This is a genomic window from Pseudomonas sp. MNR3A (assembly GCF_009650575.1).
GTDB classification, from domain to species: Bacteria; Pseudomonadota; Gammaproteobacteria; order Pseudomonadales; family Pseudomonadaceae; genus Aquipseudomonas; species Aquipseudomonas machongensis.
Genome location: NZ_VZZS01000008.1, coordinates 61,575 through 84,966 on the forward strand (window position 1 = coordinate 61,575; position 23,392 = coordinate 84,966).

Annotated in this window: 23 protein-coding genes; 6 read left to right on the plus strand and 17 right to left on the minus strand. The window is 65.3% G+C overall.

Annotated features, from left to right (window positions below; translation table 11 throughout):
• Window positions 1-77 precede the first annotated feature (77 nt).
• Window positions 78-506, plus strand: coding sequence for a PACE efflux transporter (locus F6X62_RS05665; protein ID WP_054892437.1), 429 nt, complete (start codon window positions 78-80; stop codon window positions 504-506).
• Between the two features lie 4 nt (window positions 507-510).
• On the opposite strand, the gene F6X62_RS05670 is transcribed toward F6X62_RS05665, so the two are convergent.
• The 3 genes from F6X62_RS05670 to F6X62_RS05680 form a co-directional block, all read right to left on the minus strand.
• Window positions 511-1,509: a hypothetical protein gene (locus F6X62_RS05670; RefSeq protein WP_153772927.1), complete on the minus strand. Its 999-nt coding sequence runs from the start codon at window positions 1,507-1,509 to the stop codon at window positions 511-513.
• Between the two features lie 98 nt (window positions 1,510-1,607).
• Window positions 1,608-2,051 carry a GNAT family N-acetyltransferase gene (locus tag F6X62_RS05675; RefSeq protein ID WP_112897857.1) on the minus strand — a complete coding sequence of 148 codons (444 nt, stop codon included), beginning with the start codon at window positions 2,049-2,051 and terminating at the stop codon, window positions 1,608-1,610.
• A gap of 68 nt (window positions 2,052-2,119) precedes the next feature.
• Window positions 2,120-2,761: an HD domain-containing protein gene (locus F6X62_RS05680; RefSeq protein ID WP_054892434.1), complete on the minus strand. Its 642-nt coding sequence runs from the start codon at window positions 2,759-2,761 to the stop codon at window positions 2,120-2,122.
• 182 nt (window positions 2,762-2,943) lie between these two features.
• Here F6X62_RS05680 and F6X62_RS05685 point away from each other — a divergent pair, with 182 nt between their 5' ends.
• Window positions 2,944-3,909, plus strand: a complete 966-nt coding sequence (locus F6X62_RS05685; protein ID WP_153772928.1) for a GlxA family transcriptional regulator — start codon at window positions 2,944-2,946, stop codon at window positions 3,907-3,909.
• On the opposite strand, the gene F6X62_RS05690 is transcribed toward F6X62_RS05685, so the two are convergent.
• From F6X62_RS05690 to F6X62_RS05730, 9 genes are all read right to left on the minus strand, one after another.
• The gene (locus F6X62_RS05690; RefSeq protein ID WP_054892432.1) at window positions 3,891-4,586 is read right to left on the minus strand and encodes a GntR family transcriptional regulator; all 696 of its coding nucleotides are present in this window, start codon (window positions 4,584-4,586) and stop codon (window positions 3,891-3,893) included. The two genes, F6X62_RS05685 and F6X62_RS05690, sit on opposite strands and share 19 nt — an antisense overlap.
• A gap of 16 nt (window positions 4,587-4,602) precedes the next feature.
• Entirely contained in the window at window positions 4,603-5,310 is a 708-nt protein-coding gene (locus F6X62_RS05695; RefSeq protein ID WP_153772929.1) for a FadR/GntR family transcriptional regulator, read from the minus strand.
• 70 nt (window positions 5,311-5,380) lie between these two features.
• Window positions 5,381-6,691, minus strand: a complete 1,311-nt coding sequence (locus F6X62_RS05700; RefSeq protein WP_054892430.1) for a C4-dicarboxylate transporter DctA — start codon at window positions 6,689-6,691, stop codon at window positions 5,381-5,383.
• A gap of 300 nt (window positions 6,692-6,991) precedes the next feature.
• Window positions 6,992-7,486: an Lrp/AsnC family transcriptional regulator gene (locus F6X62_RS05705; RefSeq protein ID WP_054892429.1), complete on the minus strand. Its 495-nt coding sequence runs from the start codon at window positions 7,484-7,486 to the stop codon at window positions 6,992-6,994.
• A gap of 11 nt (window positions 7,487-7,497) precedes the next feature.
• The gene (locus F6X62_RS05710; protein WP_232233559.1) at window positions 7,498-8,313 is read right to left on the minus strand and encodes an ABC transporter ATP-binding protein; all 816 of its coding nucleotides are present in this window, start codon (window positions 8,311-8,313) and stop codon (window positions 7,498-7,500) included.
• Window positions 8,314-8,317: 4 nt separating this feature from the next.
• Entirely contained in the window at window positions 8,318-9,031 is a 714-nt protein-coding gene (locus F6X62_RS05715) for an ABC transporter permease (RefSeq protein ID WP_153772930.1), read from the minus strand.
• Entirely contained in the window at window positions 9,028-9,729 is a 702-nt protein-coding gene (locus tag F6X62_RS05720; protein ID WP_151924094.1) for an ABC transporter permease, read from the minus strand. Before F6X62_RS05720 ends, F6X62_RS05715 begins: the two co-directional genes overlap by 4 nt.
• Before the next feature lie 94 nt (window positions 9,730-9,823).
• Window positions 9,824-10,603 carry an ABC transporter substrate-binding protein gene (locus F6X62_RS05725; protein WP_153772931.1) on the minus strand — a complete coding sequence of 260 codons (780 nt, stop codon included), beginning with the start codon at window positions 10,601-10,603 and terminating at the stop codon, window positions 9,824-9,826.
• Between the two features lie 270 nt (window positions 10,604-10,873).
• Entirely contained in the window at window positions 10,874-11,803 is a 930-nt protein-coding gene (locus F6X62_RS05730) for a siderophore-interacting protein (protein ID WP_153772932.1), read from the minus strand.
• A 138-nt stretch (window positions 11,804-11,941) separates the two neighbouring features.
• Between F6X62_RS05730 and F6X62_RS05735 the strand changes: the two genes are divergently transcribed.
• Window positions 11,942-13,564 carry a twin-arginine translocation signal domain-containing protein gene (locus F6X62_RS05735; RefSeq protein WP_054892424.1) on the plus strand — a complete coding sequence of 541 codons (1,623 nt, stop codon included), beginning with the start codon at window positions 11,942-11,944 and terminating at the stop codon, window positions 13,562-13,564.
• An 87-nt stretch (window positions 13,565-13,651) separates the two neighbouring features.
• Here the strand turns inward: F6X62_RS05735 and F6X62_RS05740 are convergent, their stop codons facing one another.
• Genes F6X62_RS05740 through F6X62_RS05750 form a run of 3 tightly spaced genes read right to left on the minus strand, consistent with a single transcriptional unit; the run spans window position 13,652 to window position 18,193 of the window.
• A complete protein-coding gene (locus tag F6X62_RS05740; RefSeq protein ID WP_153772933.1) occupies window positions 13,652-15,046 on the minus strand; it encodes an efflux transporter outer membrane subunit in 1,395 nt (464 codons plus the stop codon).
• A 3-nt stretch (window positions 15,047-15,049) separates the two neighbouring features.
• Window positions 15,050-17,014, minus strand: a complete 1,965-nt coding sequence (locus F6X62_RS05745; protein ID WP_153772934.1) for a MacB family efflux pump subunit — start codon at window positions 17,012-17,014, stop codon at window positions 15,050-15,052.
• Window positions 17,015-18,193, minus strand: coding sequence for an efflux RND transporter periplasmic adaptor subunit (locus F6X62_RS05750; RefSeq protein ID WP_125930358.1), 1,179 nt, complete (start codon window positions 18,191-18,193; stop codon window positions 17,015-17,017).
• Between the two features lie 211 nt (window positions 18,194-18,404).
• Between F6X62_RS05750 and F6X62_RS05755 the strand changes: the two genes are divergently transcribed.
• The 3 genes from F6X62_RS05755 (at window position 18,405) to F6X62_RS05765 (ending at window position 20,885) form a co-directional block, all read left to right on the plus strand.
• A complete protein-coding gene (locus F6X62_RS05755) occupies window positions 18,405-18,881 on the plus strand; it encodes a sigma-70 family RNA polymerase sigma factor (protein WP_054892480.1) in 477 nt (158 codons plus the stop codon).
• Window positions 18,882-19,034: 153 nt separating this feature from the next.
• Window positions 19,035-19,520, plus strand: a complete 486-nt coding sequence (locus F6X62_RS05760; protein ID WP_153772935.1) for a response regulator — start codon at window positions 19,035-19,037, stop codon at window positions 19,518-19,520.
• Between the two features lie 54 nt (window positions 19,521-19,574).
• A complete protein-coding gene (locus F6X62_RS05765; RefSeq protein ID WP_151924087.1) occupies window positions 19,575-20,885 on the plus strand; it encodes an MFS transporter in 1,311 nt (436 codons plus the stop codon).
• Window positions 20,886-20,938: 53 nt separating this feature from the next.
• Here the strand turns inward: F6X62_RS05765 and F6X62_RS05770 are convergent, their stop codons facing one another.
• On the minus strand, window positions 20,939-22,879 hold the full coding sequence (locus tag F6X62_RS05770) for a methyl-accepting chemotaxis protein (protein WP_153772936.1): 1,941 nt from the start codon (window positions 22,877-22,879) through the stop codon (window positions 20,939-20,941).
• Between the two features lie 217 nt (window positions 22,880-23,096).
• A complete protein-coding gene (locus tag F6X62_RS25170; protein ID WP_176717846.1) occupies window positions 23,097-23,270 on the minus strand; it encodes a PA1571 family protein in 174 nt (57 codons plus the stop codon).
• Window positions 23,271-23,392: the final 122 nt, after the last annotated feature.

Consider the following 23,392-nt stretch of genomic DNA (forward strand, 5'->3'; position numbering starts at 1 on the left):
AAAGGTGCTGACTTTTTCTGTCAAGAATATTGATTCAATCTCGTCGCCTTCATTCACTGCATTCCGAGGTAACCACGGTGCAAGGCGTCAAGCGCAAACTGGTCTACGTGACCTTCTATGAACTGATCGGCCTGGGCATGTCGACCCTGGGGCTGGCCTATCTCTCCGATACCCCGGCCTCGCACACCGGCCCCCTGGCGGTAATGATCACCACCATCGCCATGTTCTGGAACCTGGTCTACAACAGCCTGTTCGAACACTGGGAAAGCCGTCAGGCCAAGCGTGGGCGCAGCCTGGCACGTCGTGTGGCGCACGCGGTGGGCTTCCAGCTGACGCTGGTGCTGTACCTGATTCCGCTGATTGCCTGGTGGCTGGACATGAGCCTGGTCGAGGCGTTCGTGGTGGACCTGGCGTTCATCGTGCTGGTGCCGTGCTACACCTTCGCCTACAACTGGGCGTTCGACCGCATCTTCGGTCTGCCGACCTCGGCCATGGCAGTGGCCTGAGGCGTCAGGGCCGGCCTGTGCCCGACAACAGGCCATCCTCGATCTGCCCCGACAGGTAGTACACCCCCGAGAGCGCGCCGCTCTGGCGGTTTTCCATCAGCTCGCGCCATTCCTCGTTCAGCGCCACGTTGAGGATCACCCGCAGTTGCTCGACCATCTGCGGTTGTTCGCGGTCATGGGTCATCATGCCGAAACCGGCCACCGCCACCGAGATCATCGCCCCGGCGGCCTTGCCTACTGCGGCCGCCACCGCGCTGGCGATGCCGCGCGGAGCCAGGGTGGCGCCGAGTTTTTCGCTGGCGCGGGTGGCCACCGACGACAGCCCCACCTCGGTTTGCCCGGGAGCCTTGGCAGCCTGGTCGTGCAGGTGCTGGCGCAGCGCCTGCCAGGCGGGCTGCTGGTCCAGTGACTGGGCGCGCAGCAGTTGGTAGAGCGTCGCATCCCTGGCCGCGGGCGGCCCCAGGGCGATGGCCGCAAGGTGATTCAGACGCTGGCTGACCTGATCGGGCGGGGCGTTGTAGCGTTGGATGATTGTCGGCAACTGCTGGGCGAACAGTTCCAGGTACAGCGCGCTGGCACGGTCGCGGATGCCTTCGGGGTTGATCTGCTCGGCGACCGGTTCGATCACCCGCTCGTGGTACTGCGCCTGCAGGTAGAGCGCCAGGCGTTTTTCCGGCGGGTCACTGCCGTTGCCGCTGTTCATCTTGTACCAGGCAACCTTGAGGGTCAGCCATTGCTGGGTCCAGTAGCCGGTGAACCAGGGGATGAAGTCGCTTTCGGTGCGTTGCTGCACCTGTTCGCGCCAGACCCGCATCGAGCGACGGGCATAGTCGCTGGCCGAGCCGGTGGCGGCAACCGAGGCGCTAATCAGGTCCTGGTCGATCTGTTGCCAGAGGGCGGGGGTGAGCGTGGCCGGGGGCGGGGCGGGTGGGGTGCGTTTGCCGGCACAGCCAGCCAGGGCCAGCAGCAGGCACAGCAGCAAGAGGGGGATGCGCGGGTTCACGCCGGTAGCCTCCCTGGGTAGAGGCTGGATGAGGTCTTCTGATTATAGGAGCGGGAAGGGCCGCAGAGCGGCCCCTTTTTGCAGTGCGAAAGCCATGTTCAGCCCTCGCGTTTCAGATGCAGCAGCGGATACGGATCGCCCTGCCCATCGACTTCGCTGCGTCCGGTCTGGACGAAGCCCTGGCTGAGGTAGAAGCCCACGGCCTGCGGGTTCTGTTCGTTGACATCGACCTCACGCACGCCCAGCTCGGCGACGACGTCAGCCAACAGCGTCTTGCCGATGCCCTGGCCGCGGTAGATCGGATCGACGAAGAGCATCTCCAGCTTGCCCTCATGTACCCCGGCGAAGCCGAGGATCTGCCCCTGTTCATCGTATGCTGCGCGCAGCTGGACGAAGCCCAGGTACTGGTCGCGCACCAGCGGGCGCAGGCGTTCGATGTAGCCTTCGGGAAGAAAATCGTGCGTAGCCCGCACCGAAGCTTCCCACAGTTCGGTCAGTCGCTCGAACTGCTCTGCGCCAACTGGCGCGATGGTGTGTTGCATAAAACCTCCTGGCGTGTGATTTGCCGGGCGCATGGTAAGGCGCCCGGCAAGCCTTGGCCAGCGAGGCCTCAGCTCGGCCAGCAGGACTGGCGGATCACACTGCAGAAATTGCCGGGATGGAAACCCGGTTCCTTGTCGGCGATGACATCGCCCTTGACGTTGCCGAAGGTGGTCTGCGGCTTGTGGCGGATGCCATCGTAGAAGGCCTGGATGATCGCTTCCTTGAACTGCTCGCCGCGAGGGTGGGCCTGGACCACGGCGTCGCGCTCGGTGGCGCTCAGCCCCTCGTGGTGCAGGCCGAGGACGTCGGTCTCGACACCGGCGGTCACCAGTGCGATCAGCGGGTGCATGAACTCGGGAATACCCGGTGTGGTGTGCAGGGCGATGGCGGTCCAGACCCGCTCGATGTCGCGTTCGGCGATGCCATGGCCCTTGAGGAAGTCACGGGCGGCGTTGGCGCCGTCGACCTCGAAGCGGCAGCAGTCGCTGCTGTGCTGATGGGTCAGGCCCATATCGTGGAACATGCAGCCGCAGTACAGCAGTTCGCTGTCGAACTTCAGGCCCAGGCGCTTGCCGGCCAGGGCGGCGAAGTAGAACACCCGGCTGGAGTGGTGAAACAGCAGCGGCGAGGCGGTGTCGCGGACCAGTTCGGTGATTTCACGGGCCATGGCGCTGTCAGGCACCTGGATACCGGCGATGGAGGTGGACATGGGTGACTCCTGGGGTGGTGTGGTGGTGGAGTCAGTGTGGCGGGGCGGGTGGCTGTCCTCAATTGACGTTATGCGCCATATCCTGCCATTGTCGGTCTGCGACAGACATGGCCTGCGCATGGGGTCGGTCGGGGTTTTATGCTGTCGCTACCCACCCTTTTGCGTGCCTACAGGATCTCCAGATGCCCTCGCTGACCCTCGCCATCCTTGCCATGCCCGGCGTCCAGTTGCTCGATGCCAGCGGCCCGCTCGATGTCTTCGCCGAGGCCAACCGCCAGGCCGGTCGCGAGGTGTATCGCCTGCGCCTGCTGGCCTGCGAACCCGGCCCACTGGTCAGTTCATCCGGCGCACGCCTGCTGCCCGATGGCTGGATCGGCGACACCCACGAGCCCATCGACACCCTGCTGATCGCCGGTACGCCGCAGGCGGCCAGCCAGCACCTGCGCAGCGGCATCCTCGACTGGCTGCGGGGGCGCGCCGCCAGTTGTCGACGCTACGGATCAGTCTGTACTGGCGCCTTCGCCCTGGCGGCTGCCGGCCTGCTCGATGGCCGACGCATCACCACGCACTGGGCCGTCGCCGAGGCCTTGGCCGAGCGCTATCCCGAGGTGCAGGTGGACGCCGATGCGATCCAGGTCCATGACGGCAAGGTGCGCACTGCGGCGGGGGTGACGTCCGGGCTGGACCTGGCGTTGAGCCTGGTGGAGGAGGACCTGGGGCGAGAGCTCGCCAAGCAGGTGGCAGGGCAGTTGGTGATGTACTTCAAGCGTCCGGGCGGACAGTTGCAGTTCAGTCGCCAGGGCGCCTCGTCGCCGGTCGGGCGCTCGGTGCTTCAGGGGTTGCAGCGCTATGTGGCCGCCAATCCGGCCGAGGATCACAGCATCGCCAGCCTGGCGCAGCGGGCGGGTCTCAGCCCGCGGCACTTCGCCCGGCTGTTCCAGGCCGATGTGGGCATGACCCCGGCCGCCTGGGTGGAACTGGCACGGGTCAATGCCGCCCGTGAGCGCCTCGAGGGCGGACGCGAGCCGCCCAAGCAGGTGGCCGCCTTCTGTGGCTTCGCCAATGTCGACACCCTGCGCCGCGCTTTCGTGCGGCATGTCGGGGTCACCCCGGCGGACTACCGCAAACGTTACGCGCGCACGCTCTGATCGAGGTCGAGCTTGGCTTCGAGGCGGTCCAGGTGCTGGTGCATCAACGCCAGCGCCGCGGTGCTGTCGCCATCTTCCACCGCGTCGATGATTGCTGCGTGCTCTTCCCAGGCGCAGTGCTCGCAGCAGGGCGACTCGTAGCGGGCGATGATCAGCGAGGTCATCGGCACCAGGCCATTGAGAAAGCGCGCCAAGGGTGCGTTGTTGGCCATCTGCGCCAGCTTGAGGTGGAATTCGCCGCCCAGACGGATGGCCGTGCAGCGCTCGCCGCGTTCGTGGTGCAGGCGCTCGCGCTCGACCAGTTGGCGCAGTTGGCGGATCTGCCCCGGACGCGCGCGCTGGGTGGCCAGGCCGATCAGTGTGGTTTCAGCCAGGCGCCGTGCACTGAGCACCTGGCGCGCCTGCTGTGGATCGGGCGCGGCCAGGTGTGCGGTGTGGCTGGGGCGCTGCACCACCACCTGCTGGTCGGCCAGGCGCCCGAGCACCCGGCGGATCACTGTGCGGCTGACGCCGAAGGCATTGCCCAGCGCTTGCTCGGGCAGGGCGCTGCCAGGTGGCAGGCGCTGTTCGAGGATGGCGTCGAACAGGCGCGGGTAGATCTGTTCGGCTCCCAGGCGGCCTTCGCCGGTCTTGATCAACTGGGGCAGGCACGGGTCGGCGTGGGCGAAGGCGGTCATGATCGCTCTCCTGACGTCAAAGATGCGGGTCCGGATGGTCGTCCGGGATGTTCAGTTCGATGCCCATGCGCTGGCCTTCGGCGAGGATGTGCCGGCGCATCTGGGCGCTGGCCTGGGCGCTGTTGCGTGCGCGGATGGCGCGCACCACCGCCTCGTTCTCGTCGAGCCGTGCGGCCAGGTGTTCGGGGGAGTCGCGCAGCATGGCCGCGCTCTGCTTGAGCGCGTTGCTGGTCTGCTGCACCACGCTCTGGAAGATCGGGTTGGTGGTCAGCGCGAACAGCGCCTCGTGGAAGGCGATGTAGGCGGCTACGCCTGCCTCGCTGTCGCAGGCGTCAACGGCTTCGCGCAGGTCCATCAGGGTCAGGCGCAGCTGACCGATGTCCTGGTTGCCCGCCGATTGCGCGACCAGCCCGGCGATGAAGGGCTCGAGGGTGTAGCGCAGCTCCAGCACATCGGCCAGGCTGGCAGCGCCGACGCTATCGGTGCTTTGTACCAGCGTGGCGTCGGCGTCCAGCACCAGCACACCTTTGCCAGGCATCGAACGCACCAGCCCGAGGGTTTCCAGTACGGTCACCGCTTCACGCAGGCTGGGGCGGCTGATGCCCAATTGTTCGGCCAGCTCGCGCTGGCCTGGCAGCATTTCGCCGCTGCGCCACTGGCCGCGGGCCAGGGCCTTGCGCAGCTTTTCCACCACGGAGTTGACGACGGTCGATGAGCTGATCACGGTTCGCTCCCTGATTGAAACCTGAGTCTTGGCGCCTGTGGGCCGGCGCTGAACCCCGGCCCTGGCACGGTCAGAATTCCTGCTGATGGGCCTGGCCCGGTTTGCGCGCTACCGGTGCGAAGCCGGGCTTGCCGGCCAGCACGTTGTTGGCGCGCTCCATGTCGATGTCCTTCTCCCAACGGGCGATGGCCACGGTGGCGACACAGTTGCCGATCAGGTTGGTCAGTGCCCGGCCGATGCCCATGAACCAGTCCACGGCCAGCACCAGCACCAGGCCGACCACCGGGATCGCCGGCACAGCGGTCAGGGTGGCGGCCAGGATCACCAGCGCCGAGCCCGGGATGCCGTGGGCGCCCTTGGAGGTGACCAGCGACACCAGCAGGATGGTCAGCAGGTCGGTCATGGCCAGCGGCGTGCCGGTGGCGTTGGCGATGAACACGATGGCCAGGGTGAGGTAGATCGAGAAACCGTCCAGGTTGAACGAGTAGCCGGTCGGAATCACCAGTCCCACGGTGGAACTGCCGATCCCCAGGTGTTCGAGCTTGCGCATCACCTGTGGCAGTACGGCGTCGGAGGAGGCGGTGCCGAGGACGATGGTCAGTTCCTCGCGCAGGTACTTGATGAACGGGATCAGCTTCAGGCCCGACACGCGCATTACCGTGCCCAGGATCAGCAGCACGAAGCCTGCACAGGTGATGTAGAACAGCGCCACCAGCCCGCCCAGGTGCTGCAGCGATTCCAGGCCGTACTTGCTGGTGGTGAAGGCGATGGCGCCGAACACGCCGATCGGCGCCAGGCGCACGATCATGCCCATGATGCGGAAGATCACATGGCTGAGTTCGTTGATCAGGCGCGAGATGCCCGAGGCCGACTCGCCGACCAGGTTCAGTGCACTGCCGAACAGCACGGCGAACAGCAGGACCTGGAGGATGTTGTTGTCGGCGAAGGCACCGATCACCGAGGTCGGAATCAGCTCCATGAAGAACGCCGTGGCGCCGTGGATGTGCGCACCGCGATCGGCCAGGGCGCCGGCATCGGCGCTGGAGAGCTGGTCGAGGTGGATGTTGGCACCTTGACCAATGCCGGTGGAGAAGGCCAGCACCAGGCCGATGACCAGGGCGATGGTGGTGAGGATTTCGAAGTAGATCACCGACTTCAGGCCGATGCGTCCGACCTTCTTCAGGTCGCCCGCGCCGGAGATGCCGCTGACCACCACGCAGAACACGATGATGCCGATGAGCATCTTGATCAGCTTGATGAAGCCGTCACCGAGGGGTTTGAGCTGCAGGGAAACTTCGGGAAAGCTGAGACCGCAGATAACGCCCAGGGCTAGGCCCAGGACAACTTGGAGGAAGATCGAACGCGAGCACCATTTGAGCATGGGAGGGATCTCTGATTCGGTGTCCCTGCTTCGATGCACGCCAGGGGATGGCGGGCGAAAGAGCGCAGGACTTAATTATTGTGGTCTTACCGGTTTGTCCAGTGCGGGGTAAATGTAAGCGCGAATTTCCGAGCTTGGCAAGGGCTTTTGGACTTACCGGTCTGACCAGTTGCAGGCTGGTGCACTGCAGGCGCTCTGCGTGGGGTGTTGGAGGGAAAAATAAATTTTGACGGGTGTGGCGTCGCTGGATACCGGGCCGACAGGCGGCCCGATATCAGCGAATGGGGGATTTTGAAGGGGTCAGGCTTGTGGTGCGAGGCTCTTGACCGACGCCAGTTCCGGGTGGGCGACCAGCTTGTCGATATGCAGTTCGTCGTCGTTCATCCAGGCTTCGGTCAGCACCCGGTAGTGCTCCATGTCGCGGCAGCGCATGCGCAGGCTGTAGTCGAAATGGCCGCTGATCAGTTGGCATTCATAGACCTGCGGGCAGGCCCGCACGGTGGCCTCGAAGGCGCGCTGGGCGGAACGTCCGCTCTGGTTGGACAAGGCCACCAGGACCAGCAGCGACAGGCCAGGCGACACCTGCTGCAGGTCGATGATCGCACCGTAGCCGCGGATCACACCTCGGCGCTCCAGCTTGCGCACCCGCTCAAGGCAAGGCCTGGGCGTCAGGTGCACGAGGGTCGAGAGCTTCTCGTAGGTGATCCTGCCGTGGTGGCGCAGCACATCGATGATCGCTTCATCGATGCGGTCCAGCGGCGGGTTGGCGGGGGAGCGGGTGGCCTTGCTATCCATACGGCGTGACTTCACTTCAAACGGTTTGAGAGAAACTGTTGCAGGCGCGCGCTCTGCGGGTGGTCCAGGATGTCGGCACTGCCGTGCTCCTCCACCAGTCCCTGGTGCAGGAACAGCACCTGGCTGGACACCTGGCGGGCAAAGCCCATCTCGTGGGTGACCATGAGCATGGTACGTCCTTCCTCGGCGAGCGTCTGTATCACCTTGAGCACTTCGCCGACCAGCTCGGGGTCGAGCGCCGAGGTCGGTTCGTCGAACAGGATGATCTCCGGCTCCATGGCCAGTGCGCGGGCGATCGCCACCCGCTGCTGTTGGCCGCCGGAGAGGAATGCAGGGTATTGCTCGGCGGCGCGCGCGGGCAGGCCGACCTTGTCCAGGTAGGTGCGCGCTCGCGCCTGGGCCTCGGCGGCACTGATGCCCAGTACCTTGCGCGGCGCCAGGCAGATGTTTTCCAGCACGGTCAGGTGGCTCCACAGGTTGAAATGCTGGAACACCATCGCCAGGCGTGTGCGCAGGTTCTGCAGTTGTGCAGGTGGCGGTGTGCGGGTGCCGGGGCGGATCTGCAGGGTCTGGCCGTCGAGGGTGATGCTGCCGGCATCGGGCTGTTCGAGGAAGTTGATGCAGCGCAGGAAGGTGCTCTTGCCCGAGCCACTGGCGCCGATCAGGCTGATCACGTCGCCCTTGCGGGCTTGCAGCGATACGCCCTTGAGCACCTGGTGCTCGCCGTAGTGCTTGTGCAGGCCGTCGACGCTGAGCTTGATCGCGCTCGCATGGGCCTGGGTGGAGGGCGCGTGTTCGAAGTTCAAAGGCAGTGCGGTGGCGGTCATGGAATCAGCCTCGTACGGGATCAAGGAAGCGCATCCAGCGGCGCTCGGCGAGTCGGAACAGGCCGACCAGGGCGAAGGACAGCAACATGTACAGCAGCGCAGCCACGCCGAAGGCCTGGAAGGTCAGGAAGGTCGCGGCGTTGGCGTCGCGCGCCACCTTGAGGATGTCGGCGACGGTGGCGGTGAAGGCCAGCGAGGTGGCATGCAGCATGAGGATCAGCTCGTTGCTGTAGGCCGGCAGCGAGCGGCGCAGGGCCGCCGGCAGTACCAGGAACAGGTTCAGCTTCCATCCGCGTAGGCCATAGGCCTGGGCCGCCTCCAGTTCGCCGGCGGGCAGGTTGCGGATCGCCCCGGCGAAGATCTCCACGGTGTAGGCGCCGGTGTTGAGCACGAACGCAAGCAGGGTGCAGTTGAGTGCGTTGCGCAAGAACTGGTCGAGCACCGCGTGTTCGCGTACCACCTCCAGGCTGTAGAGGCCTGTGTAGCAGATCAGCAACTGGATATAGAGCGGTGTGCCGCGGAACACGAAGGTGTACACCTGCACCGGCACGCGCAGCCAGCTGTGGCGCGACACCCGCGCCAGCGCCAGGGGTAGCGAAAGGACGAAACCCAGGACCATGCTCGCCAGGAACAACCACAGCGTCATGGCCAGGCCCGACAGGCCACTGCCATCGTTGTACAGATAGGCGATGCCGTATTGCTGAAGGAGTTCGATCATCGTGCCAGTCCCCGCACGCCGGTGTTGTAGCGCCGCTCAAGGTGCTTGAACAGACGATTGGAAAGGGTGGTGATCAGCAGGTAGACCAACCCGGCCACGCACAGGAAGAACAGCATGTCATTGGTGGTCTTGCCGGCGTTCTGCGCGGCCTTGACCAGGTCGGCCAGGCCGATGATCGACACCAGTGCAGTGGACTTGAGCAACACCAGCCAGTTGTTGCCAAGGCCTGGCAGGGCGAAACGCATCAGTTGCGGGAACAGCACCAGGCGAAAGCGCTGGGCACGGCTCAGGCCGTAGGCGGTGGCTGCCTCCAGTTGACCCGCTGGCACACTGAGGATCGCGCCGCGAAAGTTCTCGGTGAAGTAGGCGCCGTAGATGAAGCCCAGGGTCAGCACGCCGGCGCCGAAGGGGTCGATCTCCACGTAGTCCCAACCCAGTGCTTCGGTGAGGTCGTTGAGCCAGATCTGCATGCTGTAGAACAGCAACAGGATCAGCACCAGGTCCGGGACGCTGCGGATCAGTGTGGTGTAGAGGGTGGCCGGGATACGCAGCAGCTTGGAGTGCGACAGCTTGGCGCTGGCGCCGACCAGGCCGAGCAGCAGGCTGAGCAGCAACGACAGGAATGCCAGCTTCAGGGTCATCCAGGTGCCTTGGGCCAGCAACGGGCCGAAGCCTTGCAGAGAAAGCAAGTCGTTCATGAGAGGGGTCTCGTGCGACGGGATGGCTTGGGGATTGAAGCTGTCTGCGCTGGCCGCTTCGCGGGCAAGTCGGGGCCAGCGCTGGCAGCGACGATCACTCGTTGTAGATGTCCAGGTCGCCCACGTACTTCTTCTGGATTTCGGCGTAGGTGCCATCGGCGTGGATCGCCGCGATACCCTTGTCGAGCAGGGCCTTGAGCTCCGGATCGGTCTTGCGCAGGCCCATGGCGATGTCCAGCGGCAGGCTTGGGTCCTTGATCGCCGGGCCGCTCTTGAAATCGGCGCCCTCAGGCTTGGAGAGGAAATTCAGCTGGGCTTCGAGGCGGTCGGTGACGGTAGCGTCGAGACGACCGTTCTGCAGGTCGGCGTAGTTCTGGTCCTGGGACTGGTAGGCCTTGACCTGCGCGCCGAGCGGAGTCAGCACGGCGCGGGCATAGGCCTCCTGCAGCGAACCCTGCAGCACGCCAACCTGCTTGCCCTTGAGCGACTCGGGGGTGTCGCCGAAGGTGGCGGACTTGCGCGCCACTACCGAAGTGGGGCTGAGGAACAGACGGTCGGTGAAATCGATCTGCTTCAGGCGCGCGGGCGTGACCGCCATCGATGACATGATGGCGTCGAACTTGCGCGCACGCAGCGCCGGGATCATGCCGTCGAACTCGTTGTGCACCCAGGTGCACTTGACCTGCAGCTTGGCGAAGATGGCATTGCCCAGCTCGATGTCGAAGCCTTGCAGGCTGCCATCGGCGGCGACGGATTCGAAGGGTGGGTATTCGGGGAAGACGCCGAAGCGGATTTCTGTCCATTCCTTGGCCTGGACGGCAGTGGCACACAGCGAGAACAGCAGGACGCCGAAGCGTTTTCGCATGGAGAGCATAGGTGTGGTCCCTGGGTGTTGTTATTGGTTGTAGGGCGGCGCAAGTGCGTAGGTCTGTCCGTGACTCTGGAGTCGGGGTCAGGATGCGCGAGGCAGAGGGGTTTTTTGTGTCGTTTGTGCGGGTGCTGGAGACCGGATTCGGTCGTTAACGGCGGAGCGACGGCGGAATCCGCTGTCATGACATCGATTTACAGATGTGCGACAGCGGTTTTGGTGGGTGGGCCCGGAAATAGGGCGGGTGCGATCCTGGTCGTCGCTATTCGGTCGCCGCTATTCCAGGGTGCGTCCGGCCCGCCAGTAGCCCATCAGCGTCAGGCTGTCGCGTGCCAGGCCACGCTCTTTGATCAGGTAGCGGCGGATCTCCATCACCGTCGCTGACTCGCCGGCGATCCAGGCGTGAAAGGCGGCGGCCTGGTCGCTGGCCAGCTCCCAGAGGCGCTGGTCGATGTCGACCTCCTCGAGCTCGGCGTTGCGGGGCGCTGTCGCGTTCGGCAGCGTGGCAAGTTCGTGTATCGCGTGCAGCATGCCTTGGCCGTGATCGCAGGCCAGCACGTCGCGGGGCAGCCAGTGCACCCGGGTGGCCGGGCCATGGCGCAGATCAAGGCAGTCGAGTTCCAGGGGAACCTCGATAAAGGCTTCGACCGCCAGGTGCGGGCGGTTGTCGGCCAACTGTTCGAGCGCCCCGGCGATCGCCGGCAGCGCGGTCTCGTCGCCTACCAGCAGAATTTGCCGTGCCTCGCGTGGGGGCTTCCACTCATAACCGCCGGGGTCGCCGTCATAGGCGAGGTTCGGTGCAACCATCTGCAGCCGATCACCGGGACGCGCATGGGTCGCCCAGGCCGAGGCGGGGCCATTGATCCCATGCAGGACGAAATCCACCTCCACCTCATGCTGCTCGCGCCGCAGCGCGCGCAACGTGTAGGTGCGCATTGGGGGCGTCTGCTCCGCAGGGAGGTCGCGCCGTGCCTGCTGCCATTTCTCGTGCCGGGGGAGTCGTGGCGGCTGGCCGTCAGGGGAGGGGAAAAACAACTTGATGCGCTGGTCCGGCGCCAGGGTGGTCATCTGCCCGATGTCTTCGCCGGTGAAGACGAAGCGACACAGCGAAGGGCTCAAAGGCACGATGGTCTTGAGTTCGACATCGAAGATCCGGTAGGCGCTGGCGCGATGCGGGCGTATCAGGCGCGATAGGAAGGAGGTCATCGGCAGCCTCTGCTGGCAAGGAGTCTTCTGAAGGAACGAGTGCCACCTGCGGTGAATTAGCCCCGGTAAATTTTGCCCGCCAGCGTACGTTCTAGCTTGGATAGAAGCCGCAGCATGGCTGGAACGGATAGAGGCGCAATGACCATTTCCCGACGAGGATTCATCGCAGGCCTGGCAGTGGCGGGGGCCGCGGGTACCGCCGCCTACTATGCGCACAAGGAGCTGACCCACGACCCTGAAGACGACATCGTCACCCCGGGCGAGGCCAGCGTCGAGCTTGCCGACCTTGCCGGGCAACTGCTGGCCGACCATTTGCGCGGTGTCTGGGATATCCGTTTCGAAGGCGCCGATGGCGGCCTTGAAGGCCTGCCGCGTGAGGGGGTCGAAGTGTTCTTCGACGTCGCCACCAAAGGCCGTGGCCTGCGCGGTTTCGTCGATACCGGCGAGCGCCTGCGGGCTGATGGGCCCGCCGCCTACCGGGTGCTGGGCGATCTGGTCGGCGCGTCGTCTGCCCAGGTGCGCTGGCGTCTGCTCAGTGAGAAAGGCGGGCCGGGCTATGAGTGCGTGGCCAGCCTCGACGAGGTCTGGGGCGAGTTCGCCAACGCCGGCAGCGGCACCCTCAGCGGCCGCTTGCAGCGCCTGGATCGGCCCTTGACCTTGCCGGTGGCGGACAGCCGTTTCGTTGCCGTCAAGCGCCTGTTCCCAGAGGCGCGTGAGCGCCTGCCCTATACCCCGGCCATGCAGGCCTGGGTCATCAGCCCCGAGCACCGTCTTTTCCATCAGCTCTGGCATGCGACCCGCGATCAGTGGCACAAGATTCCCGAAGACAAGCGCAATGCGTTGCGCGGCCTGGGCTGGCAGCCAGGGCCGCGGGACCGCGAACGCGATGCCCGCGGGCCGCGCAAGCACCGCAATGGTTCGGGCGTGGACTTTCTGTTCATGCACCGGCACATGCTCGATGCTGCACGCGCCCTGCAGGACCTGCCCTCCTGGCAGCGCTTTCCGCTGCCGCAGCCCAATGTCGAGTTCGACCGGCAGGGTTTTGCCCGCTATTACGACAACCACGACGGCTGCTGCGTGCCGCCGCCCTGGCAAGCGCCGGGCGACGACGAGTATGGCCAGTGGGTGTCGGCGATCAAGGCCGGGGAGACCTTCTGCAGCAATTTCCAGGTCTGGGAATCGCAATACCAGGACCCGCAGTACCTGTCGAAGCTGAGCCTGGGCACCTTCGGTTCGGAAGTGGAAATGAACCTGCACGACTGGCTGCACATGTGCTGGGCCTCGGTCCCTCGGGACCCGTCCAACAGTGCACCGGTGCCCTTTGCGCGCGACCCGTCGGATTTCGCCGGGCGCTGGTTCGGCCGCGAGAACGACTTCCTGGGCGATCCGTTTTCCTCCCACGTACACCCGGTGTTCTGGGGTTTCCACGGCTGGATCGACGACCGGATCGAAGATTGGTATCGCGCCCATGAGCGCTATCACCCGGGCCAGGTGCGGCGCCTGGAGGTCAATGGCGTGAAGTGGTTCGCGCCGGGCCCTTGGGTGGAAGTCGCAGACCCTTGGCTGGGGCCGGACACGCATGGGTGCAGCACCACGCCGGGGATTCGTCCGGGCAAGACGGTGGAGATGGATGTCGAGGTGATGAAGCTTGCGCTGCGTATCACCTTCGGCGAAGAGGACGGCATCGCCGACCTGCTGCGGCGGGTGCCGCGTCGGCCTTGGTACGCGCGTAACCTGTCGATGAAAAATATTCTTTCCTGAGTAACACCGAGTCGTGCTTTTCGCGGGCAAGTCGCAGCGGCGGTTCGCCGCTGCGACTTGCCCGCGAAGAAGACAACCCGCGCCTTCTCAAAGCCTCCACCCTCCGCCCAACGCCTTGTACAGCGCCACGCTCCCCTGCAACCTGGCCAGGCGCAGTTGCGCCTGCTGGTCTTCAGCCAGGTACAGGGTGCGCTGGGTTTCCAGTACCGTCAGCAATGTCTCGGCCCCCGAGGCATAGCGCTGTTCGGCGAGGCTGAAGGCGATGCGCGCCTGTTCCACTTCCTGATCCTGCCACTGGCGTTGCCGGTCGACGCCGTCGATCGCATTGAGCGCCTTTTCCACGTCGGCAAATCCCGCCACGATCTGAGCGCGATAATTTTCCAGCAATTCTTCCTGGCGCGCCTTGGCCTGGTCACGTTCGGCGCCGCGTCGGCCTCGGTCGAAGATGGGCGCGGTGAGGGCGGTGGTGAGGGTATAGAAGGGGCTGTCGAGCACGTTGGCGAAGGTCCGGGCGCCACTGCCCAGGTCGGCGCCCAGTACCACGCGCGGCAGCATGGCGGCCCTGGCGACCTGCACGTCGGCGCTGGCCGCCGCCAGGCGTGCCTCGGCGGCGGCGATGTCCGGGCGGCGACTGAGCAGTGCGCTGGGTACGCCGCTGCCGATGTCTGGCCAGTTCAGAGCACTGATCGACTCCTGGCTGGTGGCCAGGCTCTGCACCGGGTCACCGAGCAGGGTGGCGAGTGTGACGCGGTTGTCCTGCCACTGTTGCTCCAGCAACGGCACCTGGCGCTCCTGGGCGGCGACCAGGCCGCGTTGCTGGGCCAGTTCCAACCGGGTCGCCGAACCGGAGCGTTCACGGGCTTCGACCAGGCGCAGGACATCGCGCGCGTTGTCCAGGTTGAGCCGGGCGATACGCCGCTGCTCTTGCAATGCCAGCCCTTGCAGGTAGCTGTCGGCGACAGCGCTGAACAAGGTGAGCTCGACCGTCTGGCGATCGAATCGGCTGGCGTCGAGGTTGCGCAATGCACTGTCGCGGGCGGCGCGCAGGCCGCCCCAGAAATCGATTTCGTAGCTGGCGCTCAGGCGCGTGGCGAAGGCGGTACTGGTGCGTTCGCTGCTGGTGGCGTCGAGTTGGTCGTTACCGTCGCCGCGCAGCAGGCGTTGGCGGCTGCCGTCCACCCCCAATTGCAGTTCGGGCAACAACGGCGCTCCGGCGATCACGGCGCGGGCCTGGGCCTGGCGCACCCGTGCGGCAGCGGCCGCCAGGTCGTGGCTGTTGCTGCGGGCGCGCTCGATCAGGCGATCCAGTTCGCGGCTGGCGAACGCCTGCCACCAGGCGCTGTCCGGCAGCGCCTGGTGGGTGTCGGTGGCGCCTTGCCAGGTGGGCGGTGGTGTGATGTCGGCCTGCGGCGGCGGTGTGCTGTTGCAGGCGGCGAGGCAGAGGCTCAGGGTCAACAGGCTGATGCGGCTTGGCAATGTCATGGGCTACACGCTGGTAAGGGCTTTGACCGGGTCGAGTCGGGCGGCTTTGCGCGCCGGCATGAAGCCGAACACGACACCGGTGATCACGGCGCAGGCAAAGGCGCCGAGGATGGCGGGCAGGGCGAAGGCCACGGCGATATCGGCCAGCAGCAGCGCACCGCCGATGGTCAGGGCCAGGGCGATGCCGGTCACGCCGCCGACCATCGACAGCATCACCGCCTCGGTGAGGAACTGGCGCAGGATGTCGCGCTGGCGAGCGCCGGTGGCCATGCGGATACCGATCTCGCGGGTACGTTCACGCACGGTCATGAGCATGATGTTCATCACCCCGATGCCGCCGACCAACAGCGAGATGGCGGCAATCGCGCCGAGCATCAGCGACAGGCTGTTCTGGGTGCGCGCCTCGGCCTGGATCAGCGCCGCGTCGTTGGTCAGGTCGAAATCCTGCTTGCCCTGGTGACGCTTGCGCATCAGGTGGGCGATGGCCGCTTCGGTCTCCGAGATCCGGCTGGAGTCGGCAGCGGTGATGATCACGTATTCGGGATCGTGCTTGCCGAACAGGCGCATGGAGGCGGCCGAGTAGGGCACCACGATGCGCTCGTCGCTGTCCTGGTTGCCAGAGCTTGCGCCTTTGGCCGCGAGCACGCCGACGATCTGGAAGGGCACGTTCTCGATCAGCAGGTACTGGCCCAGCGGATTGCTGCCGGGGGGCAGGAGCTTTTCCTTGACCTTCTGGCCGATCACCGCCACGGCGGCGCCGCTGCGCTCGTCGGCGTCGCTGAACAGGCTGCCTTCGACCACCGGCCAGTTGAGAATGTGCGGGAACTCGGTGTTGTTGCCCCCCACGTAGAACGACTGGTTGTTGTTGCCGTGGCGAACCATCAGCTCGCCACCGATCACCGGCATGATGCGCTGCACCTGGGGCAGGCCGGCGATGGCGGCAACGTCGTCGAGGGAGACCAGGCCCGCCGCTTCGCGGGCGGTGGCGTGCTTGCCGCTCAGATAGAGGATGTTGGAGCCGAAGGCGGCCATCTGCGCCATCACCTGGCGCTTGCTGCCTTCGCCGACGGCGAGCATCACCACCACCGAGGCCACGCCGATGACGATGCCGAGCAGGGTCAGGGCGGTGCGGAAGCGGTTGATCCACATGACCCGCCAGGCGGCCTGCAGCGATTCGACCAGCTCGCCTTTCCAGGCGCCGCGCAGGCTGGCGCCGCGGTCCAGACGCCGGCGCAGATCATCGGCCTGCAAGCCAGGTGTGGGCGCAGCGGGGGAGCGATCGGCGGCCGAGTCGCTGATGATCGCGCCGTCGCGGATCTCGATGATCCGCCGCGCCCGCGCCGCCACCTCACGGTCGTGGGTGATGAGGATGATCACGTGACCTTGGCTGGCCAGTTCGTCCAGCAGTGTCATGACCTCGGCGCCGCTGTGGCTGTCGAGGGCGCCGGTGGGTTCGTCGGCGAGAATGATGTGGCCGCCATTCATCAGTGCCCGGGCGATCGATACCCGTTGCTGCTGGCCCCCGGACAACTGGTGCGGGCGGTTGCCGGTGCGGCTGGCCAGGCCAAGGCGTTCGAGCAGCGCGGCGGCGCGAGCATGGCGTTCGGCTGCAGGGGTACCGGCGTAGATCGCCGGCATCTCGACGTTCTCCTGGGCCGAGCCTGAGGGAATCAGGTGATAGCCCTGGAACACGAAACCGAAGGCCTCGCGGCGCAGCCAGGCCAGTTCGTCGCTGTCGAGTTCGGCGACGTCACGGCCAGCGAAGCGATAGCTGCCTCGGGAGGGGCGGTCGAGGCAGCCCAGGATGTTCATCAGGGTGGATTTGCCGGACCCGGAGGCGCCGACGATGGCGACGAACTCGCCAGGCTGGATGCTCAGGCTGATACCACGCAGCACCTGGACCTCGGGCGAGTCGATGCCGCCGTAGACCTTGTGGATGTCATCGAGCTCGATCAGCGGTGCGTTCATTCAGCCTCCGCTGGCGCGTGGTGCGCCGATGACCAGCTGTTCGCCTTCGCTCAGGCCGTCGAGGATCTGTACCCGCAGGCGATCGCTCAAGCCGGTGCGTACCTGGCGCTGTTCGACCTTGCCGTTACGGTTCAGGACCTGCGCCAGGCGCATGCCTTCGGTGGGCGCGTCGTCCAGCGCCGCCAGCGGCGCGGTGAGCACCTGGCTGGCCTGGCCTGCGACGAAGAACACCTGGGTGGTCATCTCGGCCATCAGTGCGCCGTCAGGGTTTTCCACGTCGAGCAGTACCGTGTACTGCACCACCTTGCTGCCGGTGGTGCCGCTGCTGGCGCTGGCCGGGCTGCCGCCGCCCTGGCTGGTCTGGTCGAGCGGCTTGGGTGGGATCGGCAGGATCTGGCGCACGGTGCTGGTCCAGCGGCGTTTGCCACCGGCCAGTGTCGTGAAGTAGGCGGTCATGCCAGGCTTGACCTGGCCAATGTCGGCCTCCGAAACCTGGGCCCAGACGGTCATCGGCGACAGGCGGGCAATGCGCAGGATCAGCGGGGTCTGCTGCTGGGCGTTGAGGGTCTGGCCCTCGCGCGCGTCCACCGCCACCACGGTGCCGTCCATCGGTGCGTAGATCCGCGTATAGCCGAGTTCTGCCTCGTCGCTGCGCAGGCTGGCCTGGGCCTGGCGGATCTGCGCCTGGTACATGTCGATGCGTGCCTGGGTCACCTTGAGCTGTGCCTGGGCCTGCTGGACATCCTCCTGGCGGGTCGCGCCGGCCCTGGCCAGTTCGTGCTGGCGCTGAAACTGCTGTTGGGCCAGCAGGTACTGGGCACGCTGTTCGGCAAGCTGGGCCTTGAGGTTCTCGATCGAGTAGCGGCCGGCGTCCAGGCGCGCCTGTTGAGTGGAGGGGTCGATCTCCACCAGCAGTTGGCCCTTGCGCACTTCATCGCCGGCTTCCACGTGCAGTTTGCGGATCTGCCCGGAGGCCTGGGCGCCGACATCCACGTAGCGACGGGGCTGCAGGGTGCCAAGGGCGGTGACGCTGCTTTCGATGTCGCCGCGGGTGACCTGCACGGTGCTGACCGGCAGAGTGCCGAACGGCAAGGCTTTCCAGGCCAGCAGGCTGCCCAGCGCGATCAGGCCCAGGCCGCCGAGAACGAGGCGGCGACGGAGTGTGGATGTACGTCTCATGCAGACTTCCAGCCAGGGATGAAGGGCGTGTCGCGCCTTACAGGGCACGCACGGAGGTCACAGTTAGACGAACGCTGGGGAAACGGATTTAGCCGCAGGTGAGAGGGTGTGTTGCTGAGAATGGTTGTAATTTGTAAGATGACACGCTGATATCACTGATGTGTATTTTCAATCGCATTGACGTTGCCCAACGGGAGAGGCAAGGGCCGTGGTGGAACATTACTATCGCGAACTGGTGAGTTTCCTCTCCTCGCGTCTGGGCAGCCGGCACGCGGCAGAAGATGTTGCCCATGACGCCTGCCTGCGCCTGCTCGAGCGCGGCGGTCACCCGCCGATCGAGCGACCCCGTTCCTTCCTCTATCGCACGGCGCTGAACCTGGTGATCGACCGGCACCGGCGTCAGTCGGTGCGCCAGTCCGAGCCGCTTGAAGTGCTGGACAGCGACGAGCGCTGGCACAGTCCGGCACCGTCCCAGCTGCTGCACCTCGATGAGCGCCTGGAGATGGTTCGGCGCGCACTGGACGAGTTGAGTGCGCCGTGCCGCGAGAGTTTCCTGCTGCGCAAGCTCGAGGGTCTGTCGCATCCGCAGATCGCCGAGCGCCTCGGGGTTTCGCAGAGCGTGGTGGAAAAGCACATTGTCAATGCCATGAAGCACTGTCGCCTGCGCATGCGTCAGTGGGAGCAGTGAAAAGCGCGTGAAACAGGGGTGAAAAATCCCTGTGCAGCGCCTTGATTTATCGTCGGTTCCCGACAACTATCAAGACAGAGACCCGTCATTGCCCGCACAGGCGCAGCAAGGCCAGGCAGTGTCTCTGACCACCTTGCCGCCAGGGTCCGGACCATGCCGAACAAGTCCATGCGTATCCTCATCGCCGACGAGCATCCCGCTCAGCGCCTGCAGCTGGAACGCATGCTCAATGGCCTGGGCTATTACCGGATCGCCCCGGTTGAAAACTTCGAAGACCTGCAGCGCCTGGTGCAGAGCGCGTTGCACCCGTTCCAGCTGTTGGTGGGCAATATCGAACTGGGCAGCCATGCCGGCGTCGATCTGGCCCGCTTCTGCCGCGTCAGCCCGCAGATCCAGCATGTGCTGCTGTACCACTCCCAGCATCTGAAAGTGCCGAGCGTCGCGCAGAGCGAACGCCAGGCGGTCAGTGTCAGCCTGCCCAAGGTGCCCGATAGCGAGGCACTGGAATCGTTCATGGCGATCATCGACACCCCGCAGTTGCTGGGGCAGGTTGCGCTGCCGTCGGCGCTGGCTGGCGGCGCAGGCTGCTCCTGGCGGCGGATGAACTTCTCGCACACCGCCTTCAGCCGTTCCAGCTGAGACGCATCGGCTTTTGCTATCCTCTTGCCCTTTGCCGATCTGCGGAACCCAGAAATGACTGCCATCGATACCGCCCGCGCGCCTCGTTTCAGCCGCGGCGATCACCGTACCCTGGGCCTTGCGGCCCTTGGCGGCGCGCTGGAGATCTACGATTTCATCATCTTCGTGTTCTTCGCCCTGACCCTGAGCCAGCTGTTCTTCCCGCCACAGATGCCGGAGTGGCTGCGCCTGCTGCAGAGCTTCGGGATCTTCGTCACCGGCTACCTGGCACGCCCTCTGGGCGGCATTCTCATGGCGCACTTCGCCGACCACCTTGGGCGCAAGCGCGTGTTCAGCCTGAGCATCCTGATGATGGCCCTGCCATGCCTGCTGATCGGAGTCATGCCGACCTACGCCGACATCGGCTACGCCGCTCCTCTGCTGCTGCTGGCCCTGCGCATCCTGCAGGGCGCTGCGGTCGGCGGCGAGGTGCCCAGCGCCTGGACCTTCGTGGCCGAGCACGCACCGCCTGGGCGTCGCGGCTACGCCCTGGGCTTCCTGCAGGCGGGGCTGACCTTCGGTTACCTGCTTGGCGCGCTGGTCGCCACCTTGCTGGCGCGGCTCTACACCCCACAGGAAATCCTCGACTTCGCCTGGCGTTATCCCTTCCTGCTCGGTGGGGTGTTCGGCGTGTTCGGTGTCTGGCTGCGCCGTTGGCTGAGCGAGACGCCAGTGTTTCTTGCCCTGCGTGAGCGGCAGGCGCCGCCCGTGGCTTTTCCGCTGCGCACGGTGCTCACCGGCCACCGCGCTTCGCTGATCCCGGCCGCGCTGCTGACGTGCGTGTTGACCTCTGCGGTGGTGGTGCTGGTGGTGATCACCCCGACGGTCATGCAGCAGCGCTTCGGGATCGACGCCGGGCATACCTTCGCGCTCAGCAGTGTGGGTATCGTCTTTCTCAATATCGGTTGCGTACTGGCGGGGCTGCTGGTCGACCGCATCGGCGCCTGGCGCGCGGTGACGATCTACAGCCTGTTGCTGCCGCTGGGGATCGGCGTGCTGTATGCCAGCCTGGTAGGGCAGTGGGGCTGGACCTGGGCGGCTTATGCGTTAGCCGGGTTGTCGTGTGGCGTGGTGGGGGTGGTGCCATCGGTGATGGTCGGGCTGTTCCCGGCGCAGATCCGGGTGTCGGGGATTTCCTTCACCTACAACCTGGCCTATGCCCTTTGGGCGAGCACCACGCCCTTGGCGCTGATTGCGCTGATGCCGTGGAGCCCCTGGGTGTGCGTCGGGTTCTGCCTGATCATGGGCGTGGTCGGGGCCTTGACCAGTGTCTTCTACGCCCAGGCCACGCCCCTGTGTGCCGAGGAGCGTGCGGTCGGTTGTTGAGTGTGCAGGCGCGCGGCACGTCGGGGCGCCGAACCGGCGCCCCACAAGGAGGGTCAGGACTTGAAGTGCCCGACCAGGCCGTTCAACTCTTCCGATAGCTGCGACAGCCTGCCCGAGTCCGATTGCGCCGAGCTGGCCAGGCCTTCCACCAGCCTTGCCTCGTCGTAGATCTGCTGGATGTGCCGGTTGATCTCTTCGGCCACGCTGTGCTGCTCTTCGGCAGCCGCCGAGATCTGCAGGTTCTGATCGCGGATCTCGTTCACCGACAGTTGGATACCCTCGAAGCTGTCCCGCGCACGTGCGATCGACGACACGCTGGCCCGCGACAGGTCCAGGCAGCTTTCCATCTTCTGCGACACCTCCTGGGTCTTGTTGCCCAGGGTGTTGAGCAATTGGTCGATCTCGCCGGTGGAGTCGGCGGTACGCTTGGCCAGCGCCCGCACTTCATCGGCGACCACGGCGAAACCGCGGCCCTGGTCACCGGCACGGGCAGCCTCGATCGCTGCGTTCAGTGCCAGCAGGTTGGTTTGTTCGGCGATGGCGCGGATGGTGCCGAGGATCTGGTTGATGTTGCGGCTGCCTTCCTCGAGCTCGACCATCGCCTGCGACGACTCGCTCAGACGGCTACCCAGGCGATTGACGTTGTCGGTGGTCAATTCGATCTGCTGCTTGCCCTCGGCGACGCGGTGATGGCCGTTCTCTGCGGCGTCGGCTGCGCTGCTGCAGGACCGCGCGACCTCGTTGGCGGTGGCGACCATCTCGTTGAAGGCGGTGGACACCAGTTCCACGGCTTCACGCTGGCGCCCTGCGGCTTCGTTCATGTTGCCGGCCAGTTCGCTGTTGGCCCGCGATGCCTCGTGCAGGTTGCCCGAGGCGGCGCCGATGTGCTGGATGAGTTGGCGGATCGCCGCGAGGAACTTGTTGAACCAGCCGGCCAGCTCGGCGGTTTCGTCCTTGCCCTGGATCACCAGGTCCTGGCGCAGGTCGCCTTCGCCCTGGGCGATCTGCTGCAAGCCCGTGCTGACCTGGCCGATAGGCTTGACGATGACCCGCGAGAACGCGGCTGCAACCAGGGCGAAGACCAGTGCCAGCACCAGCACGATGACGGCGGTGAGGTAGGTCATGTGGGTGGCGGCGCCCATCACTTCGCTGTACTCGATCAGGCCGACGAAGCGCCAGCCCAGGTCAGGCGAGGTCCAGACATTGGCCATGTAGCGCACACCATCGATCACCACCTCGGTGGATCCTTGCTCGGTGGCTGCCAGTTGTGCGTAGGGCTCGCCCAGGTCCTTCAGTTGCTTGAAGCCATGGCTGGCATCACGTGGATCAACCAGTACGGTGCCGTTCTCGATCAGCATCACGTAGCCGCTCTTGCCCAGCTTGATGCTCTTGACCAGCTCGGTGAGGTTCTTCAGCGACACGCTGACCACGAACACCCCCTTGGGCTTGCCGCCGGCATCGTTGAGCGTACGCGCGGTGCCGACCAGGGCGACGTCGTCCTTGTCGTAGTAGTAGGCGGCGGTGCGCACGGTCTTGCCTGGGGTCGCCATGGCGGCCTTGTACCAGGGGCGTGCGCGTGGATCGTAGCTGGCCAGTTTCGGGTCATCCGGCCATTTGGCGTAGGTGCCATCTTCGAGGCCGATGGAGATGATGGCGGCCGCAGGATGAGTGGCGCCGTAGCGGGCAAAGGCGTCGATGACCTGTTGGGTGGCTGCAGGCAGGGGGTGGCTGGCAGCGTCGGCAGAGGTGTAATCCTTGAGTGTACCCACTGATGTGTATACAGGATCCGTCGCCATTTGTTCTACGTTCTGCAGCGTGCCGTCGAAGAACTGCCGCATGTTGCCGTCGATCTGGCGAATTTCGCGGGTGCTGCCGTCTAGGAACTGATCCACCGCCTCAGCGCGGATGTTCACTACGGAAATCACACCGACCAGGGCCACCGGGATGAAAGCCACCAATACGAACGCAAGCACCAGCTTATTTTTTATCTTCATCGGGACGAACCATTCGTGGGAGTGAAAAGCAGGGAGCCATTTCGCATGCGTGATGGCTATCTGCTATTTATCCTGTTTCGGCGCGTCTCTGGGAAATCTTTAACGCATATTTCGTATACAAAAAAATAAATGATTGTTCCGGGTTGTCGGGCCTGCCCGGGGCGCAGAAACGAAAAACCCGGCGCGAGCGCCGGGTTGTAAGGGATTCATTGGCTTTTCAAGCCTTGCGGACTTTCTCCACCCGGCTCTCCTCGAGTTCCTTGCAGGCCTTCTGGATCATCTGCTCGGTGATCGGAACCTCACGGCCCTGGGCATCGATGATCGAGCCACACACCTGCGGCTTCGGGGGCTGGGCGTTTTTCACGGTGTCGCTGCTATGTTGCAAGCTCATTTCCTGTCTCCTCATCAGGTTGCAAGCTCAGGGTAACCACTCGCCGTGACTGACCTGTGACAGCTCCTTCGGTATCACGACAGGCACAGTGCAACAGAAAGTGCAGTAAAGCTCCAGTGACG